This window comes from Streptomyces sp. NPDC003038 (assembly GCF_040611115.1).
Classification (GTDB): Bacteria; Actinomycetota; Actinomycetes; order Streptomycetales; family Streptomycetaceae; genus Streptomyces.
In genome coordinates this window covers 334,302-351,604 of record NZ_JBEXNN010000002.1, presented here as the reverse complement: position 1 = coordinate 351,604, position 17,303 = coordinate 334,302, and the positions used below count along the sequence as shown (strand labels likewise).

The 17,303-nt window shown below is 70.6% G+C and carries 15 protein-coding genes and 1 pseudogene; 6 read left to right on the top strand and 10 right to left on the bottom strand.

The features are described from left to right. Positions 1-77: 77 nt before the first annotated feature. Both ABZX75_RS04310 and ABZX75_RS04305 read right to left on the bottom strand, forming a co-directional pair. Complete coding sequence (locus tag ABZX75_RS04310) at positions 78-1,832, bottom strand: glycoside hydrolase family 6 protein (RefSeq protein ID WP_355407640.1); 1,755 nt, start codon at positions 1,830-1,832, stop codon at positions 78-80. A gap of 15 nt (positions 1,833-1,847) precedes the next feature. After that, the gene (locus ABZX75_RS04305; RefSeq protein WP_355407638.1) at positions 1,848-3,413 is read right to left on the bottom strand and encodes a cellulase family glycosylhydrolase; all 1,566 of its coding nucleotides are present in this window, start codon (positions 3,411-3,413) and stop codon (positions 1,848-1,850) included. Positions 3,414-3,950: 537 nt separating this feature from the next. On the opposite strand from ABZX75_RS04305, the gene ABZX75_RS04300 reads away from it, so the two are divergent. Then, positions 3,951-4,829: a trypsin-like serine protease gene (locus ABZX75_RS04300; RefSeq protein ID WP_355407636.1), complete on the top strand. Its 879-nt coding sequence runs from the start codon at positions 3,951-3,953 to the stop codon at positions 4,827-4,829. A gap of 188 nt (positions 4,830-5,017) precedes the next feature. Here ABZX75_RS04300 and ABZX75_RS04295 read toward each other — a convergent pair whose 3' ends face one another. Next, on the bottom strand, positions 5,018-5,632 hold the full coding sequence (locus tag ABZX75_RS04295) for an NAD(P)H-dependent oxidoreductase (protein WP_355407634.1): 615 nt from the start codon (positions 5,630-5,632) through the stop codon (positions 5,018-5,020). Positions 5,633-5,795: 163 nt separating this feature from the next. Between ABZX75_RS04295 and ABZX75_RS04290 the strand changes: the two genes are divergently transcribed. Then, positions 5,796-7,262, top strand: a complete 1,467-nt coding sequence (locus ABZX75_RS04290) for an ornithine decarboxylase (RefSeq protein ID WP_355407632.1) — start codon at positions 5,796-5,798, stop codon at positions 7,260-7,262. Positions 7,263-7,457: 195 nt separating this feature from the next. Here the strand turns inward: ABZX75_RS04290 and ABZX75_RS04285 are convergent, their stop codons facing one another. From ABZX75_RS04285 to ABZX75_RS04270, 4 genes and pseudogenes are all read right to left on the bottom strand, one after another. After that, entirely contained in the window at positions 7,458-8,069 is a 612-nt protein-coding gene (locus tag ABZX75_RS04285; RefSeq protein WP_355407630.1) for a nucleoside/nucleotide kinase family protein, read from the bottom strand. A gap of 132 nt (positions 8,070-8,201) precedes the next feature. After that, positions 8,202-9,515: a phytase gene (locus ABZX75_RS04280; RefSeq protein WP_355407628.1), complete on the bottom strand. Its 1,314-nt coding sequence runs from the start codon at positions 9,513-9,515 to the stop codon at positions 8,202-8,204. Positions 9,516-9,882: 367 nt separating this feature from the next. Further along, positions 9,883-10,605: pseudogene (locus ABZX75_RS04275) on the bottom strand (IclR family transcriptional regulator C-terminal domain-containing protein); the annotation flags it as partial. 920 nt (positions 10,606-11,525) lie between these two features. After that, the gene (locus tag ABZX75_RS04270) at positions 11,526-12,104 is read right to left on the bottom strand and encodes a sigma-70 family RNA polymerase sigma factor (RefSeq protein ID WP_355407626.1); all 579 of its coding nucleotides are present in this window, start codon (positions 12,102-12,104) and stop codon (positions 11,526-11,528) included. A 449-nt stretch (positions 12,105-12,553) separates the two neighbouring features. Between ABZX75_RS04270 and ABZX75_RS04265 the strand changes: the two genes are divergently transcribed. Continuing rightward, entirely contained in the window at positions 12,554-13,009 is a 456-nt protein-coding gene (locus ABZX75_RS04265) for a hydrolase (RefSeq protein WP_355407624.1), read from the top strand. A 136-nt stretch (positions 13,010-13,145) separates the two neighbouring features. Further along, positions 13,146-13,604, top strand: coding sequence for a hypothetical protein (locus ABZX75_RS04260; RefSeq protein WP_355407622.1), 459 nt, complete (start codon positions 13,146-13,148; stop codon positions 13,602-13,604). Positions 13,605-13,611: 7 nt separating this feature from the next. Here ABZX75_RS04260 and ABZX75_RS04255 read toward each other — a convergent pair whose 3' ends face one another. Together ABZX75_RS04255 and ABZX75_RS04250 are read right to left on the bottom strand one after the other, a co-directional pair. Further along, a complete protein-coding gene (locus ABZX75_RS04255) occupies positions 13,612-14,208 on the bottom strand; it encodes a putative glycolipid-binding domain-containing protein (RefSeq protein ID WP_355407620.1) in 597 nt (198 codons plus the stop codon). 150 nt (positions 14,209-14,358) lie between these two features. Beyond that, complete coding sequence (locus ABZX75_RS04250; protein ID WP_355407618.1) at positions 14,359-15,138, bottom strand: peptidoglycan recognition family protein; 780 nt, start codon at positions 15,136-15,138, stop codon at positions 14,359-14,361. 325 nt (positions 15,139-15,463) lie between these two features. On the opposite strand from ABZX75_RS04250, the gene ABZX75_RS04245 reads away from it, so the two are divergent. Both ABZX75_RS04245 and ABZX75_RS04240 read left to right on the top strand, forming a co-directional pair. Then, a complete protein-coding gene (locus ABZX75_RS04245; protein WP_355407616.1) occupies positions 15,464-15,661 on the top strand; it encodes a hypothetical protein in 198 nt (65 codons plus the stop codon). A gap of 197 nt (positions 15,662-15,858) precedes the next feature. Continuing rightward, positions 15,859-16,479 carry an L-threonylcarbamoyladenylate synthase gene (locus tag ABZX75_RS04240; protein ID WP_355407614.1) on the top strand — a complete coding sequence of 207 codons (621 nt, stop codon included), beginning with the start codon at positions 15,859-15,861 and terminating at the stop codon, positions 16,477-16,479. A gap of 64 nt (positions 16,480-16,543) precedes the next feature. On the opposite strand, the gene ABZX75_RS04235 is transcribed toward ABZX75_RS04240, so the two are convergent. Beyond that, entirely contained in the window at positions 16,544-17,287 is a 744-nt protein-coding gene (locus tag ABZX75_RS04235; protein ID WP_355407612.1) for an SOS response-associated peptidase, read from the bottom strand. Between the last annotated feature and the right edge of the window lie 16 nt (positions 17,288-17,303).

Genomic DNA, 17,303 nt, shown 5'->3' with positions numbered 1-17,303 from the left:
TCGGCGCCCGGTCACTCGGTCACCTGGTCCTCGGTCACCTGATTCTCGGTCACTCGGTCCCTGGTCACTCGGTCAGATCACAGGGCCGGATGGGCGTTCTTCATCAGTTCCTGGAACTGGGCGGAGAACCACTTGCCCGACAGGGGCGCGTTCGGCAGTGCGCCGGACATGTGGTTGTTGTTCCGCGGGTTGCCCGTGTAGGTCGGGTCGCACATCCGGTCGAAGCCCTTGCCCTCGTCGTTCGGGATCTGCCGGCTCGCCCCGTCCGATTCGCCCGGCGGCTTGACCCACACGTACGCGTCGATGCCCGCGGCGGGAGCCGCCTTCGGCCGTTCGCCGAGGCCCGCGCCGGCCTGGTTGCACCAGTTGCCGAGATGGATGCGCCGGTCGTAGCGGCCCCCGTCGACGAAGGTGTCTACGGTCGTGCGGGCGCCGGGGCCCGCCGGGCGGGCCGTACCGCCCCAGCCGTTGCGGGAGGTGTCGATCAACATGCCGAGGCCGGGGTCGAAGCCGATCGAGACGAGTTTGGCCCGCATGGCCTGGGCGTACGACAGCTCATCGGTGTACCGGTTCCAGTCCACCCACTTCGACTGGCGTACGGAGACGCCGTTGACGCTGTCGTCGATGGTGAAGTTGTTCTCCTTCAGCGCGCTGTAGTTGGCGGTGTTGACGATGAAGCCGTGCACCTTGCCGATCGTGGAGCCCTCTGCGGTCGCCGCCTGCTTGAAGAGTTCGGCGGACGGACCGAAGTTGTCGTCCCAGCCCAGCCAGCCGTGGTGGCCGGCGTCCACGTAGTTGTACACATTGCCGACCGCGCCGAGCTTGTTCAGCGCGTATCCGACGCCCTTGATGTAGTTGCCGTTGGCCTTCATGACGTCGCAGTTCGGCGTGGCGGTCGGGCGGGGTGTGGTGTTGGTGACCAGGTTCGGCAGCGAGTCGATCTCGACCGTGGTGACGATCCGCAGGCCCGCGTACTTGGGGTCGCCGAGGATCGCGGCGATCGGGTCGATGTACGTCGTCCGGTACTTGTCGATCTCCGTGGGGCCGAGTTCGCCGTTGGAGGCGAGCGCCGCGCAGTCCCGGCCGGGCAGGTTGTAGATCACCAGCTGGACCGCGAGTTCGCCGCTGCCCTTCTGCTTCAGGGCCTCGTCCAAGTGGGCGCGCAGGCCCATGCCGCCCCCGACGCCCGCGATGGCGGCGGTACGGTCCAGCCAGACGGCGGTCGGCTGGTTGGCGATTCTGCTGCCGCCGGGCTCGGCCGCGGCCTTCGCCGACCACTCCGGGTTCACATAGACCTTGGCCCCTGCGTACGGGTTGTCGACCCGGCTGCCGGCCGGGGGATCCGTCGGCGGGTCGGTCGGACCGGGCGGGTCCGTGGGACCGCCGGGGCCGGCGTTGCAGGTGACCCCGTTCAGCTTGAACGTCGCGGGGACGGCATTGGTGCCGCTGTACGAGGCGTTGAAGCCGAAGGACGCGGACGCGCCGGTGGCGAGGCTGCCGTTGTACGAGACGTTCCTGGCGGTGACGGCCGCCCCGGCCTGGGTGACCGTGGCGTTCCAGCCCTGGGTGATCTTCTGGTCTCCGGCGTAGGACCACTCCAGCGTCCACGCGCTCACCGGGTCACCGGTGTTGGTGACGGTGACGTTGGCGCCGAAGCCGGCGTTCCACTGGTTGGTGACCTTGTAGTCGACGGTGCATCCGGGGGCGGCGGCCCCGGCCGTGCTGCTCAGTGCGGTGGCGGTGGCGCCGGCCGCCGCGATCAGGGTGCAGGCGGCGAGCAGTGCGGTGCGGCGCCGGGGAGGCCGGGGGCGTGCGGTGGTGGTGTGGCTCATGATGCCGTGTGCCTCTCAGTCGAGGGCGCGCAGATGGTCGCGCAGCCCGATGCCGAATGCGGTGGGTGTTCCGTCGTAGCTCCTGATCAGGGCCGGACCGGAGGAGCAGTCCCAGGTGTTCCAGGTCCAGCCGAGATAGGAGAGGCCTCGGTCGTCGAACCACTTCATGACGCGGTCGATGAACGCGTGGGCGCAGGTGTTCTCGCCGATCTCACCCGCGACGAGCGGGACCCGGGCGGCGACCGGCGCGAGCGTGGAGTCCCAACAGGCTTCGTTGGAGCAGGTGTTGAAGTTGTAGACATGCCAGGCGGCGGCCAGATTGCCCGCCGGGTCGGTGGGCGCGTACGTGAGCCACTGGCTCAGGTCGTTCGAGTACGCGATCCCCGGGACCAATACGAGATTGGTCGCGCCGGTCGCCCGTACCGCACCCAGCAGGTCCTTCATGCCGGCGACTTCATAACCGATGCCGGGGCAGGTCCCGCCGTCGCGCCAGCAGGTCCACGCCTGGGCGGCGGTGGGCGTGGCGCGGTCCGGGTAGGGCTCGTTGAAGAGGTCGAAGACGACACGCCGATCGCCCTTGAAGGTGTCCGCCACCGAAGTCCAGAACGCCGGGGTGTACCGGGCGTTGGGCATCGGCTTCTGGCAGGAGGCATGGATGTCGGAGCAGCCGGCGGAGTTGCCGGTGTACTGGCCCCAGGTCCAGTGCAGTTCGACGATCGGCGTCATGCCCTGCGCCTCGACCCGGCGCACGAGGTCCTTGACCGCGTTGACGTAGTTCGCGCCCCGGTACTCGGGCCTGATGTTGCTCAGGCCCAGCCAGCACTCCTCGTTGAGCGGGATGCGTACGGCGTTGGCGTTCCATTCCGCGATGGCCTTCACGGACGCGTCGTCGACCGGCCCGTCGAAGATGCCGTGGCCCTGGACGCACATGTACTCGCCGCCGGAGCGGTTGACGCCGAGCATCCGGCGGGTGGCGCCGTTCTGGTCGGTCAGGCGGTTGCCGGTGACGCTCAGCTCGGGCGCGCCGCCGGGCGGGTCGGTCGGACCGGGTGGGTCGGTCGGGCCGGGTGGGTCGGTGGGACCGGGTGGGTCGGTGGGACCGGGTGGGTTCGCGGCGCACAGGGTTCCGTTGAGCGTGAACGCGGTGGGCGGCGTCGGGCCGGTACCCGAGAAGGAGGCGAGGAACCCGGCGGTGACGCTCGCACCCGTGGCGAGAGAACCGTTCCAACTCTCGTTCGCCGCCGTGACGGACGCCCCTGACTGGGACCACTTGGCGCCCCAGCCCTGGGTCACCTGCTGGCCGCCCGGGAAGCCGAAGGCGAGACGCCAGCCGTTCAGGGCGGCAGCGTTGTTGGTGAGGGTGACGGACCCCTGGAAACCGCCGGCCCACTGGCTTACGACGGAGTACTCCACCGTGCATGCGGGGGCGGCGGACGAGGCCGTGGACAGGACCGGAGTGACCGTACCGCTCACTGCCGTGAGCGCTGTTCCCGCCACCACGGCGACCAGTCCGGCGAGTAATCCGGCGAAGGGTCGGGCGCGCCGTGGGGCTGGTAATCGGAAACGCGGGGGGTGTCGCATGAGCGACTCCTTGCAGTTCGGGCGCGCACTGCGGCGCGCCGACTGAAATGGAACCGCTCCCACTGGTTGGAGCCGACCGTAGCGGCAAGTGACGTCAAGCAAAAGAGGCGTGGTCGAGAATCCCTTTCGAATTTCTTCGACTCTTCAAGCACCTTGACCGCCAGCCGCCCGATCCCCATAGTGGGAGCGCTCCCACTGGTTCACAGCTTGTGCCCATCGCCAGGCGAGAACGTCGTCGTCCTGGCCCTACTCGGCCACCACAAATCCACCGGCGCTTCGCGAGCGGCCGCGCCCGCCGCATCCTGCGTCAGGCGGGCTCCGACTCCTCGTCCAGGGCCGCCAGCAGTGCGTTCGCTTCGGCGTGCGCACCGACACCGCACCGCACCGCAAATCCTTTCCAAATCCCCTTCCTTCGCAGGAAATCGGTCAAGCAACAGCCAAAGAATCCCGCCACTCTTGCCGCACGGCCCGACGCGCGCTTCACTGTCGATCACCCCACAGGAGAGCCCCACGCCCCACGACATCGAAGGGTTTCCCTTGACTGCCGTACCCGTACGCCTGAGTGCCGTCACCGCCGCGGCCTGCGCCCTCGTCCTCGGCGCGGCCCTGCCGTCCTCAGCGATCAACTCGTACAACGCGTCCCCCGCCCCGGAGCGCACCGAGGTGGGCGCCCTCGTCGCCACCTGGGACGACGACGGCAACCCCGCCACCCCCGACCGGGTCGACTGGGTCTGCTCGGGCACCATGATCGACACGGACACCTTCCTGACCGCCGCGCACTGCACCACCGACTGGCCGGCCAACGTGAAGTTCTACGTCTCCCTCGACCAGGACGTCCAGGCCGGCCTCGACAAGGCGGCCGCCGAACACCCCGGCGACCCCACGGCCGTGGCGAAGGCCGTCGCCGTGGAAGGCACCGCCCACAACCACCCCGGCTACCCGGGCCCAGCCTCCGACAATCACGACATATCCGTCATCGAGCTGCCTGCCCCCCAGATCAAGGCTCGCTGGACCTTCACCCCGGCCGCTCTCCCCGGGGCGGGAGCACTCGACGCCCTGGGCGCGCAAGGCCTGGACGACACCCCGTTCTTCGTCGCGGGGTACGGAACCCAGGAGGCCGCACGTGGCCCCGGCGGCCACACCCACCCCGGCGGCGGCGTCCGCATGAAGGCCCCCGTCACCTTCAACGCCCTCAACAACGCCTGGGTGCGCCTGGCCATGACCGCGCCCCAGGGCAACGGCGGGGCCTGCTACGGCGACTCGGGCGGCCCGAACTTCGCCACCCTGGGCGGAAAGCGGACCCTCGTCGCCACCACCGTCACGGGTGACGGGCCGTGCTACGCCACGAACGTCTCGTACCGCCTGGACACCCCCGGCGCCCGCGCGTTCCTGTCCCCCTTCGCGAAGCTGCCGTAACCCGTCTTCGCACGCCCGGTGCCGCTGGACCGCACGCCGACGGCGCCGGGGCATCGACGGCGCCCGGCCGGACCGCCGCGTCGGCGGGAACCGCCGAAGGGGCGGCCGAAGCCAACGCAACCGGCTTCGGCCGCCCCTTCGGCTCCAACGGACCGCCGCGCACTCGGAATTCCGCGGCGGTACGTGGATCAACCGGCCGGGTAGGACGCGGATTTCAGGAGGCGGGCCAGGTGCGCCGTGTTCGCGGCGAGCGTCTTGGTGGTGCTCGCCGTGGCGTCCGGGGTCTTGTCGAGGTCCTGGTAGTCGGTGCCCTGCATGGCTTCGCCGACCCAGTAGGTGACCGCGTTCGGGGCGAGGGAGAACCCGACGTCGTTGAGGCCCTGGAAGAGGTCGGCGCTGACCTTGTGCGCACCGTCCTCGTTGCCGACCACGCATACGGCCGCCGCCTTCCCGTAGGTCAGCATGCGGCCCTCGTCGTCCGTCTCGGAAATCTCGGCGTCGAGGCGCTCCAGCACGCGCTGGGCGATGCTGGAGGGGTGACCGAGCCAGATCGGGGTCGACAGGATCAGGATGTCGGCAGCCATGATCTTCTCGCGGATCCCGGGCCACGCGTCGCCGGCTCCCATGTCCGTCTTCACGCCCGGCCGTACGTCGTGATCGGCGATCCGTACGATCTTCCCTGTCACGCCGTGTTCGCTCAGCTCGGCCAGAGTCTGCTCGGCGAGGAGGTGGGAGCTGGAGGGAGCGGGGGACGGGGACAGGGTGCAGACGAGTGCGACAGCGCGCAGTGGTGTGGTTTCCATGCCGCCTCGGCTACCCCGGCGGTGGCCGGCTCTATCAGCGCCGGAGTGTGTTCTTGAGTCCGGCGTCCGGCTCGGTCCCGAGCTGCCGGCCCGCTCCCGCCGGCGCCGGGCCACCGCGCTGACGTGTCTGTTTCCGTCTGGCCTCCCCGGGCAGGCGGATCGCATGGACCAGTCGAAGGCACCGGTACTCGAAGCTTTGGCCGCCTACCACGAGAGCGGCCAGACCCCTTTCACGCCCCCGGGCCACAAACAGGCCAGGGGCGTCGATCCGAGAGTCCTGGCCGTGCTCGGGAAGTCCGTGTTCCTCTCCGACCTGCTGGCCACGAGCGGCCTCGACGACCGGACGTCGTCCCAGGGTGTCGTGGAGGAGGCCCAGGCCCTGATGGCCGACGCGGTCGGGGCCGAGCACGCCTTCTTCTCCACCTGCGGCAGCTCCCTGTCGGTGAAGTCGGCCATGCTGTCCGTCGCGGGACCCCATGAGGAACTCCTCGTGGGTCGCGATGCGCACAAGTCCGTGGTGTCGGGCCTGGTCCTCTCCGGGATCCGTCCCGTCTGGGTGGACCCCCAGTGGGATGCGGAGCGTCATCTGGCCCATCCGCCCTCTCCCGAGGACTTCGCGGCAGCGTTCGACGAGCATCCCGACGCTCGGGGAGCGCTGGTCACGACTCCCACGCCGTACGGCACCTGTTCCGACCTGGCGGGGATAGCCGAGGTGTGTCACCAGCGCGGGAAGCCGCTGATCGTGGACGAGGCCTGGGGTGCCCATCTGCCCTTCCACGACGCCCTGCCCACCTGGGCGATGGACGCGGGCGCCGACGTCTGCGTCACTTCCGTGCACAAGATGGGCTCCGGACTGGAGCAGAGCTCGGTGTTCCACCTCCAGGGGGACCTGGTCAAGGCGGAGGTTCTGAAGAGCCGGGAGGACCTGCTGGGAACCACCAGCCCCTCGGTCCTCATCTACGCGGCCCTCGACGGCTGGCGGCGGCAGATGGTGGAACACGGCCGCTCGCTCTACGACGACGCCCTGGCTCTCGCCGATCGCACCAGGGGCCGCATCGCCGCCATCGACGGAATGCGGGTGCAGGGCAGGGACGACTTCTGCGGGCCCGGAAGGGCTGAGGACATGGACCCCCTCCAGGTGATCATCGACATCACCGATCTCGGGACGACGGGATACAAGGCGGCCGACTGGCTACGGGATCAGCACCGCATCAACCTGCATCTTTCCGACCACCGGCGCATCAGCGCGCAGCTCACCCACGCCGATGACGAGCACACCACCGGGCTCCTGGTATCCGCCCTGGCGGACCTGGCCGACCGCGCCCGGGAGGTTCGTACGCGGCAGGTGGCCGACGTCCCGGCCCCCGCCGAACTGCGGCTGCGCCAGGCGGTGCTGCCGCGAGACGCCTTCTTCGGCCGGACGGAGCAGGTTCCCTGGGAGAAGGCGGACGGCCGGATCACCGCCGAGATGCTCACTCCCTATCCGCCGGGCATCCCCGTGGCGCTGCCCGGTGAACGCCTGACCACGGACGTCCTGCGGTATCTGCGCTCCGGCGTGGAGGCGGGCATGGTCGTGCCGGACGCGGTCGATACCGAAGTCGGGAGCGTGAGGGTGCTGAGGGAGGACTGAGCATGACCGGCAGCCGCCGGAGCGAACGGGCGGGCGCCGCCTGATTCCCAGCACACGGCCCTGTCCCGGGACGCTTCCGCCCTGTCCCGGGACGCTTCCGGTGAGCCGGCCGGCCGGCAGCCCGGGCCCGGCAGCCGGGGCCCGTCGGCAGCCCGGGACCCGGGGTGGCAGGGCCCACCGGCCGCCGTGGTGGACTCACTCCACCACCAGGTCGGCCCGCTCCCGCCCCGGCGCGATCAGCCGGGCGTTCGCCTCGTCCGAACGAGCCACCCATTGGGCCGCGTACGCCCGTTCCTTGCCGTGGCGCACATGGCGGTCGACCAGCCGCCGTACCCGGGTCGCGTCATCGGGCGCCACATACCAGACCTCGTCGAGGAGATGCCGCACCGCGGCCCACTCCCCCGCCTCGTACAGCAGGTAGTTCCCTTCGGTGATCACCAGCGGAACGCCCGAGCCGACCGGAACGCTGCCGGCGACCGGCTCCTCCAGCGAGCGGTGGAAGTCCGGGGCGTAGACCACGCTTTCGTCGGCCTTCCGCAAGCGGCGCAGCAGCGCCACGTACCCGGCCGCGTCGAAGGTGTCCGGTGCGCCCTTTCGGCCGGCCCGGCCGAGACGTACGAGCTCGGCCTGGGCGAGATGGAACCCGTCCATCGGCACGACGGCCGCCAGTCCCGGCCCGAGCGCCTCGGCGAGGCGCGCGGCCAGGGTGGACTTCCCGGCGCCGGGCGGACCGGTGATCCCCAGCAGCCGTCGACCGCCCGCGGCGGCCAGCGTGCGGGCCCGTGGTTCCAGCTCTGCGAAATCCATCCCCGCATCCTGCACGAGAGGGGTAACCGGACGCACCCCCGCTGGGCAGCCGGCGCCGGGACGGCCTGCTGGTCACGGTCCGGCACCGGCCCCTGAGACGCAGCGGGTACCGCTCGGGGGCGCGCTCCCGCGTCACATGCCAGCGGCGTCCACCACGGCACCGAGGTCGATGAATTTGAAACCGGTCGCCTCCCGGGTACCGCCCTCGCCGTCCGGTACGGCAGGCGTGTCGTGACCGTCCTGGACGACGAGCAGACCGCGCGGGTACCGGGAGCCCAGCGGGGCATTGAGCACAGCAGCGCCGTCGCACTCCTCCACACCGTCGAGCGCGGCGGTGACCGCTCCGACCCGGAAACCGCCCTCGTACTCGTTGTGCTCCTCGATCTCGCGGTCGTACAGGGCGAACGTGTCGTCACCCTGACTGGAGGCCATCAGGTAACCGTCACCGTCGGGTTCCTGGAACAGGGTCAGGCCCTCGACATCGGCGGTGAGCCGCCTGCCGCCGTATCCGGGGTCGGCGCCGGGCGTGCACTCCTCGCTCTGCTCGTCGTAGACGCCGGGTACGCCGTACTCCCTCACCTTGTCCACCAGAACCGGAGTGCTGGTGAGGTCGGCGCGCATCCGCCAGATCCCGACGTCCTCCTGGCCGGCGTACAGCGTGCCGTTGGCCGGGTCGACGACCATGCCCTCGACCTGCGGCAGCTCACCCGGCTCCCCACAGGGAGTCCAGCGTGCACCGCTGGGGAGGCGGAAGGCGGACGGGAGGTCGAGCGTGCGCACCGTCCGGTAGCCCACGGTGCCGGCGCCGGTCGGCCTCAGTTCGAGCAGCGCGATCCGGGTCCGGTTCCGCTGGCTGACCAGGGCGTACGAGCGGCCGGTGGCCTTGTCCTTCCAGGTGGCCAGGCCATAGGCCGTCTGCTGCTCGTTGATCTCGTCCTGGTTCGCGGAGAACACGGGGGCGGCGGCAGGATCGGTGACATCGGTCAGCGGAGCTCCGGGGCGCGACGGGTCGATGCGGTAGATCCGCAGCCGGTCGTGACCACGGTCACTCACCACGGCCACGTCGGCCGGGCCGGACGAGAGGCGCAGGCCGGAGAGGAGGTCGACGTTGTTGAAACGTCCCGGCGCGTCGTCCGGCGCGGCAGGGGCCGGTGCGGGGATCGACTGCACCGGCCGGGCCTCCAGGTCGTAGACCCGTAGTCCGCCTTCCTTGGCGGTCGCGACGACCAGGCTGCGGCCGGGATCGTTCGCATTGCGCCAGATCGCGGGGTCGTCGCCGTTCGCGTGGCCGCCTGCCGCGTCGTCGTAATGGGCGGCGGTTTCCGCGACGGGGCTCACGGTGGGCAGATCGGCTGCCCCTGCCTGTGCGGGAGGCGCGAGGAGGGCGATCAGCGCGGTACCCAGGGTGGCTGCCGCCACCACTCGCGGGGAGCGGTGCTTTCTCACGGGGGACTTCCTTGAGGTCGGGGAGGGTTGATGGTCCGTCATGTCCGTCACGGAGCCTGCGGCGGTCGGACGACGCCGGGCCGTCGTCCAGGTGATGGGGTCATGTGCGAGCCGTGAATTCGCCCTCGATGACGACATACGCCGGGCCTCCCCGGCCCGGTTCACTTTGAAGGGGCGAAGGGGAAGGGGCCCGCCACGGCGTGTCGGCGGGCCCCTCCCGGTGACCGGTTCCAGACCGGTTCTAGGCCGTCGGGGCCAGGATGCCGGCCCCGGGTCCCCCCTCGCCGGCCTGCGGGGTGTTGCCCTGCTGTGCTTCGCCGGCTTCGGCCGCTTCATCCGTTCGTTGTGCGCTCGCGCTGCCGCCGGCGACCACGAGTGCCAGCAGGACGGCGGCGGCCTCGCTCTGCAGGATCCGGGCGGCCTGCCTCAATCGGTGCGGGTCGGGAGCCGGAATGGACAGGGCCAGGCACTCGGCGTTCGGGCCCGAGGTGATCGGGACCGCCGCGCACACCGTGCCCAGCGCGTACTCCTGCAAATCGAGCACGGGGGCGTTGGGTTCGCGTGCGTCGAGCTGGTGGAACAGGGCCTGGGGGCTGGTGATGGTGTGCGAGGTGAATCCGGTGGTCCCGTGGCGGCAGAGGTGGTCCTTTCGGCTGTCGTCATCGAGCTGGGCCAGCAGCGCCTTGCCGACCGCGGAGGCGTGGGCGGCAGCGCGGAAGTCCACCCATTCCTCCACCAGGGGTGCCGCGGGGCCGTCGGCGTACTGGGTGATGGCGACCTCCCCCTCGCTGTAGCGCGCGACGTAGACGGCGGCGCCGACCGCGTCCCTCACCCAGGCGAGGGCCTCCCGCACATGCCCGCGCCCGTGCTCGTGCCCGTTCACCGCTTCGGTCAGCGACAGGGCCGCGCCGGCGACGTAGGCGTCAGGTCCGATCTGGGTGGCCAGGTCCGCCCGGATCAGCTGTTCCGTCGCCCTGGCCAGCATCAGCTGCGGCAGTTCGGTCTCGCGCGCGATCTGGGTCAGGCTGACGCCACCCGAGTACCGGGTGATGACCTCCAGGACCCGCAGCGCCCGGTGGACGGACTTCAGCGCGGCCGGCGCCGGCCGCGCTTCGGGCGAGGTCCGGGCGGCGCGTGTCGGATGTGGCTGCCCGAGAGCCTCGAGAGCCCAGGCGTTCACCTCGTCCGTCACGAGTAAAGGATCGAGTCGCGCGTACTGAGCGACAGCCACCGCGACCTTGGACGTGGGGAGGAAGACCTCTCCCAGGTCCTGGTCCTCGGGCCAGAGGCGCGCGGTCACGGCCCGCCGCAGCCGAGCGGGGAGCCGGTACGGGGGCCGTTCGGCCCGGCCCGGGCCCGTGGTGAGCGCGGAGAGGTCCTGCGTACTGATGGGCGGCGTCGTCCAGATGACGGAGGCGCCGAGGGCCTCTTCGAGTCCCTCCGGGACCTGCGGCAGGAGCGGCAGGTGATCCTCCGGGGCCAGAGCCTGGGCCTGGCGCTTCCAATGGCGGGCGGTGGCGGCTTCGGCGCGGGCGAGGTGGTGCAGGTACAGACAGCGGGCAGCCGTCCGCGAGCCGGCGCCGGCCGCGTACTGGAACCAGAACTGTGCGCCCTCCATCCGGTCGGCCAGGTGCAGGAGGCAGCCGAACAGCAGGGCGGAGTCCACACCGTGGGGCCACGAGCCGGCATCCAGGGCCAGTTCGGCGAAGGCGCGGCTCTCCACCAGGGACCAGGCCAGGTCGTCCAGGCCACGTGCGGCCCGCACGTGGCAGGCCGCGTCCAGTACGAGGTCTTCGGACGCGGACGACCCTGTCGGCGGGCCCGGCCAGTTGCCCCTGCCGAAGGTGCCGCAGGCCGAGCGGGCCCGGTCGGCCACGATCCGGCGGGCGATCCGGCGCCGGGCCGCTCCTTCGTCGTACCCGGCGTACTCCTCCGTCAGCACCTGCGCTCCCGCCAGTGCCGCGTCCAACTCCTCCCCCATCACGGTGTCGCGGTCGCGGGGCGTGTCGCTCACTGGTCCTTCTCCTCTCCACAGGCCCAGTGCACCCCAAGTTTTTGAGACAGGGTCCGGCGTGCGCCTCGGACGTGCGAACGGACCGTCGCCGGGGAGATTCCCATCATCCGGGCAACGGTGTCGTAGTCGTAGCCCAGCAGGAAGGCCAGCAGCACCACGTCGTAGTGCCGCTCGGACAAGCCCGCGATCGCCGCGTACAGGCCGAGTTTGGACTCCAGCAGCTCCATCCGCTCTCTGGAAGAGCGACGCAGCGCGGCGAACCAGGCCGTCTCCACCATCGCCACCGGCCGGCCCAGGACCGCAAGCCTGCGCTCGACGTGCTCGCGCAGCACGGCCCACGCGAAACCATGGAGACTCGCCTCCTTCAACGCTTGGCGCCACGTCTTCAACAAGAAGGTGAACACGTCGTCGACGAGGTCCTCGGCGTCCTTGCGGGAGCCCAGTTGCAGGTGGGCGTAGCGCAAGTAGGCGCGGTGGTGCTGCGAGTGGAAAGCAGTGAACTCCACCGGCAGGACACCGGCCAGTTCGCTGGAGACCGCCTGGTCTCCTGAAGGGTCGAACTCGCCTTCGCTCATGCACTTCCCCACGGTTGCTCTGTGGCGGCCGCTTGGGAGGCGGTCACCTCACGGTGGCGGACCGGGCGGGTGGGGGGCTGGTGGGCGGCCGCGATCCCGGCCGCCCCGACCCGTACACCCGTGCCCGGCAGCCGCCTGGACACTTCAACGGTGAACACTCGGACCGCGGTGGCAGTTATCAGCACGAGGGCGGCCATGTCGAAAAGATTCACGTCGGCGTGGAACCTTCCAGTGAAGTGAACGGAACGCGCCTGCCTGCCCCCCACGTCCGGCAGCCGTCGAGCGTCGAGCGCTCATGAACACCACCCCATCGAAAAAGGCGCCCCATCGTGCAAGCCGGTCCCTGAAAAATCTCCCGAAATGGCGCATTCACTTCTCCGCGCGCCCCCTCCCACCCGCGCACCACCGACCGAACGGGGGAGCAGACACCCGCGCGGCAGGATGGGGGCATGGATTCACTCGTCGAGCAACTGCCGGACGCCTTGTGGGACGTCACCTACGACGGCTCCCGCCACCCGGGTTCACCGGCCGTGTCCCGGCGGCCCGGCATCGCCCACGGAGCCAACTGCCAGCTGTTCGCCTACGAGGTGCTCCACTGCTTCGGCCTGCTCCTGCCGCCCCTGCGCTCCAGCGACCTGTGGAACGACACACGGCACACCACCCGCGTCGAAGCGCCCCGCAGCCTGGACCTTCTCCTCTTCAACGCACGCCACGACCCCTTCGGCGCGCACGTCGGCGTGTGGACGGGCAGCGACACGGTCCTCCACCTCTGTGCGGAGGTGGGCCGCCCGGCCGTATGGACCCTGGCCGACTTCACCGCCCGGGAACGCTACCGCGTTCTGATCGGCGTGAAACGGGTCACGGCACCCCGGGTACCGCCCCTGGAGGCCGGGGCCGGCCGGTGAGGGCGCGAGGGGAGCGGCCCTCGCGCAGGAGAACGGCAGCCGGCATGGACACACCGAGGCTCTACATGTGTAGAGTGCCCCTCACGTCCTCTACACATGTAGAGGACGTCCTGAACCCGAATGTCAAGGAGCCAAGGTGAGCGCGACCGCTCCGTCCGTCCTCCCCCAGTCGGCCACATCGATCCGGCTCTTCACCGCAGGGGCCGGCGGCTTCGTCCTGTTGGGTACGGGGCACCTCGCCCTCGCGGCTGCCATGGCGCTGGGCGACCCGACCCCGCGACAACGAGCCACGTCGGCGGCGATGCGGGAATCGAGCATGACCCTGCTGGGTCTGGAACGCAGCACCCTCGACGTCTTCCACGGCATGAGCCTGGTCATGGCCCTGTTCGCCATCGTCTGTGGCCTCCTCGCCCTCGCCGCCGTCCGCCACTCCCCGACCCTGGTGGAACGGCGCACCGCCTTCGGAGGGATCGCCCTGGCCGCCTCACTGGCCGGCCTGGCGATATCCGTCCTGTTGCTGCCCCCGCCGCCCATCGTCGTCCTCACCCTCACCAGCTGCGCCTTCGCCCTCTCCTTGCGCCGGGCGACGCCCTGACCGGGCCTCAGGCGGGCGTCGGCGGTGGAGAGGAACGGGTGAGGGCCGTCGCCAGGACCGGATAGTCGAGGACGAGACCGTCGACGTCGAACTCGACATCGCTGCGGAAGTCGCCGGACTCGTAGCGGATGCGCGCGCCGTGCTCGGCGCGGGCGAGATGCGTGTACGTCTGCCGGATCGCGCTGACCTCGAGATCGGGGACCGCGACCCACGCCATCAGGAAGTGATGCGGGTCGGTTCCGGGCTGCCGGTGCAGGCCGTGGCGCAGTACGGGCATGGTGTTGGTCAGAGGACACAGGCCCAGGTCGCAGTCGAGGGCGCCGTCGAGGTCGGGGCGGTACTCGCCGTCGGCCGTCCAGCGGCCCGCGTCGTTGCGCAGATCCAGCGTCTTGGTCGCCGCTGCGGTCTCGACCGTGACGTACAGGCGCGAGGTCACGTAGTCGTCGGCCGTATTGAGCGTGTACGTCACCCAGTACGGCTCGGGGACCAGACCCATGTCCCGCCCTCGCGCGGTGAGACCGCGTTCGGTGAGGTCGAGCCAGGCCGTCGAGTATCCCCTGCTCGGGAGGATCTCCCAGGTGCGCACGAGGTGTCGGGAGCTCATGCGGTCGAGCCTACGCCGGGCCGGCGTCCGGAAGCGGGAACGCGGCAGCGCCACTTCTACGCCTGACCCTGGCAGGCGCTGCCGGCCCCGGCCGGGGGCCGTCCGGGAAACGGGCGGTCCTGCGGCGCACGCCGGGGCCGGCGGCGGCCCCTATCGGACGGGCTCCGGGTCCAGTGCGCCGGGCGGGAGGTACTCCGCCGGGCCGGTCCAGGCATCCCGCGGGTCGTATGTGATTCCCGGCCACAGCCGTTCACCCAGCCGCGTGGCGACGTCCTGGCGCAGCCGGGGCAGGAGGCCGTACAGGCGGTCGCCGGGGCAGTCCGTGCTGTTGAAGTCGCGGTGTCCGTGGATTTCGGACGGCGGCAGCCGGTACTGGCGGCAGATGTGCGTACAGAGGGCGACCAGGGCCTCGTACTGCCGGGCCGGCGGCTCCACGCTCGTGTAGGTGCCTTCGTTCTCGACGCCCACGGCCTGGTTGTTCTGGCCGACGCAATGGGCGGAGCGGACCTGCCGGAAGCCCGCGGTCAGTTCGGCGAGGCTGTGGTGACGGCCTTCGGTGACGTACGCGCCGCGGCTGACGGTGAAATGCTGGCCGGTGTCGATCCAGCCCTGGGTGTCCATGTGGTAGTTCTGGATCGCCCGTGCGAGAGCGAAGGCGCGTTGGCGGGAGTAGTCCTCGACGTTCGCGGTGGCCGTGTGGTGCACGATGATCCGCTGCGGGGGCGTGGACAGGATCGAGACGGGCTCGGTCGGCGGCCGGGCCCCCCAGGTCTCACAGCCGAAGATCTCCGGGCCGGAGGCTGCCGATGCGGGCGCGGACGCGGGTGCGGCGGTGGCCACGGTCGACGGCCACACCGTCACCGCTCCCAGCCCGAGCGCACGGGTGAGGACCATACGGCGGGTGATCTGCGACGGGGCGCGGGGCGTCATGGACCGGCGCTGCGTCCGTTGGCGTGTGAGTGGTGTCCATGCCGCGGCGAGGGCCGCGACGAGGGCATGAGCGCACATGGGGACTCTCTCTCACGAGCGGGGTGGTGGCGCGACCGCTGCCGCCGCCGCGCGTACCGCCCAACGACCAAGTGATCAAGAAGCAACGTCTCTCCTCGCCACACCAGACCCATCTGGGCCCCGCCGCTGCGGCGTGCACCGGGCCCGCCCGGCCGAACAGTCACGGCTCCGTGTGTCGGACGGCGCCTGCGGGGCAGTCGCTGCTGTAGCGGAACACCCGAGCATCACAACTTTCGGAGGAGTCGACGTGTCGAAACCACAGGATCCCGCGATGCGGCGCAGCAACAAGGGCGGGGCCACTCCGCAGGACAGCCAGTCCCTCAAGGCCGCGAATGCCGCCAAGGAAGCCGCGGCGGGCAAGCGCGCCCACGGAACGGACAAGGGCGAAAAGGGCGGAGGAGAGGGCGGCGGGACCCCTCCGGCGCAGCAGCCCGAGCGCTCCTGAACCGTCCCCCGCTCCCCCGCGGCGCTCTCGCCTCGTCGCGTCCGGCCGCCGGGGGCCGAAGCGGGTGGGCCCCGGGAGCCGAGCTTCCGGGGTCCACCAGCGTGCCGCCCGTCCGGATACGGCAGTGCGCGGTCGTCCGCGCATCGACGTGCCGAGGACACCTGAGTTCGGATGGCCCGATCGCGTAGGGTCAGCGGATGGCGAAGTATTTCGATGTACACCCGGAAAATCCTCAGCGGCGCAGCATCGGCAGTGTGGCCGACCTCATCCGCACCGACGCGCTCGTCGCGTACCCGACGGACTCCTGTTACGCACTGGGCTGCCGGCTGGGCAATCGCGACGGCATCGACAGGATCCGGTCGATCCGGAACCTCGACGATCGCCACCACTTCACTCTGGTGTGCCAGAACTTCGCGCAGCTCGGTCAGTTCGTCCACCTCGACAACGACGTGTTCCGCGCGATCAAGGCCGCGACGCCCGGCAGCTACACCTTCATCCTCCCCGCGACGAAGGAAGTACCGCGCCAGCTGATGCACCCGAAGAAGAAGACGGTCGGAGTCCGGATTCCGGATCACGCCGTTGCCCAGGCGCTGCTCGCCGAGCTCGGTGAACCGCTGGTCTCCAGCACGCTGCTGCTGCCGGATGAGGCCGAGCCGATGACGCAGGGCTGGGAGATCAAGGAACGGCTCGACCACGTGGTGGATGCCGTGGTCGATTCGGGTGACTGCGGCACCGAGCCGACCACGGTCATCGACTTCTCCGGCGGCGAAACCGAGATCGTACGCCGAGGCGCGGGCGACACCACGCGCTTCGAGTAGCGGCGAGCGGAGCCCCCTCGAACGCCGGTCGGGCCAGGGCCCAGATGCCCGGTCGCCGTCGCGGTCAGCCGCCGATGTCCGGGGCCGTGTCGAGGAGTTGGGGCCCGTTGTTGCGGACGTCGTTGACCGCGGTCGTGACCGGGCGGACCTCCAGGTGGCCGCCCGCGGGGGCGGCCAGGAGGGCACGCAGTTCGTGCGGGTCCTGGTGGGTGGGGTCGAGCCACGTGTCGAAATCGGCGGCGGTGATGGTCAGGGGCATGCGCGGGTGGATGCGGCCGGCCGTGTCGGTGGCCTCGGTGGTGATGACGGTGCAGGTCGTCCACCAGGCTGTCGGATCGTCCTCGTCCTCGACCTCGCGGTCGCGCCAGAACTCGTAGAGCCCGGCCATCGCCATCACGCTCCCGTCCTCGGGGCTGATGAAGTACGGCTGCTTGTACGCCTTCGCCTTCTCGGTGGCGGGGACGGTCTGCCACTCGTAGAAGCCGTCCGCGGGCAGCAGGCACCGGCGCTGGGCGAACGCTCGGCGGTAGGCCGGCTTCTCGTGCACGGTCTCGACCCGTGCGTTGATCATCTTCGCCCCGCTGCTCGGGCTCTTCGACCACGACGGCACCAGACCCCAGCGCAGCGTCCGCAACTCCCGTTCCAGTGCCCCGGTCTGGCGGTCGGGGCGTTCCAGGACCGCCCACACGGCGTCGGTAGGGGCGACGTTCCAGCTCGGGTCCACCGCCTGTTCCAGGTTCCAGCGGGTGACCTGGAACAGGCGGGTCAGGTCTTCGGGGCTGCGGGTGGAGACGTAACGACCACACATGGTTCCCAGCCTGCCA

Bases quoted from the DNA above. Each gene is read 5' to 3' on its own strand.
- ABZX75_RS04310 (WP_355407640.1), bottom strand. From the start codon at position 1,832: ATGAGCCACACCACCACCGCACGCCCCCGGCCTCCCCGGCGCCGCACC.
- ABZX75_RS04305 (WP_355407638.1), bottom strand. From the start codon at position 3,413: ATGCGACACCCCCCGCGTTTCCGATTACCAGCCCCACGGCGCGCCCGA.
- ABZX75_RS04295 (WP_355407634.1), bottom strand. From the start codon at position 5,632: ATGGAAACCACACCACTGCGCGCTGTCGCACTCGTCTGCACCCTGTCC.
- ABZX75_RS04290 (WP_355407632.1), top strand. From the start codon at position 5,796: ATGGACCAGTCGAAGGCACCGGTACTCGAAGCTTTGGCCGCCTACCAC.
- ABZX75_RS04285 (WP_355407630.1), bottom strand. From the start codon at position 8,069: ATGGATTTCGCAGAGCTGGAACCACGGGCCCGCACGCTGGCCGCCGCG.
- ABZX75_RS04270 (WP_355407626.1), bottom strand. From the start codon at position 12,104: ATGAGCGAAGGCGAGTTCGACCCTTCAGGAGACCAGGCGGTCTCCAGC.
- ABZX75_RS04265 (WP_355407624.1), top strand. From the start codon at position 12,554: ATGGATTCACTCGTCGAGCAACTGCCGGACGCCTTGTGGGACGTCACC.
- ABZX75_RS04255 (WP_355407620.1), bottom strand. From the start codon at position 14,208: ATGAGCTCCCGACACCTCGTGCGCACCTGGGAGATCCTCCCGAGCAGG.
- ABZX75_RS04250 (WP_355407618.1), bottom strand. From the start codon at position 15,138: ATGACGCCCCGCGCCCCGTCGCAGATCACCCGCCGTATGGTCCTCACC.
- ABZX75_RS04240 (WP_355407614.1), top strand. From the start codon at position 15,859: ATGGCGAAGTATTTCGATGTACACCCGGAAAATCCTCAGCGGCGCAGC.
- ABZX75_RS04235 (WP_355407612.1), bottom strand. From the start codon at position 17,287: ATGTGTGGTCGTTACGTCTCCACCCGCAGCCCCGAAGACCTGACCCGC.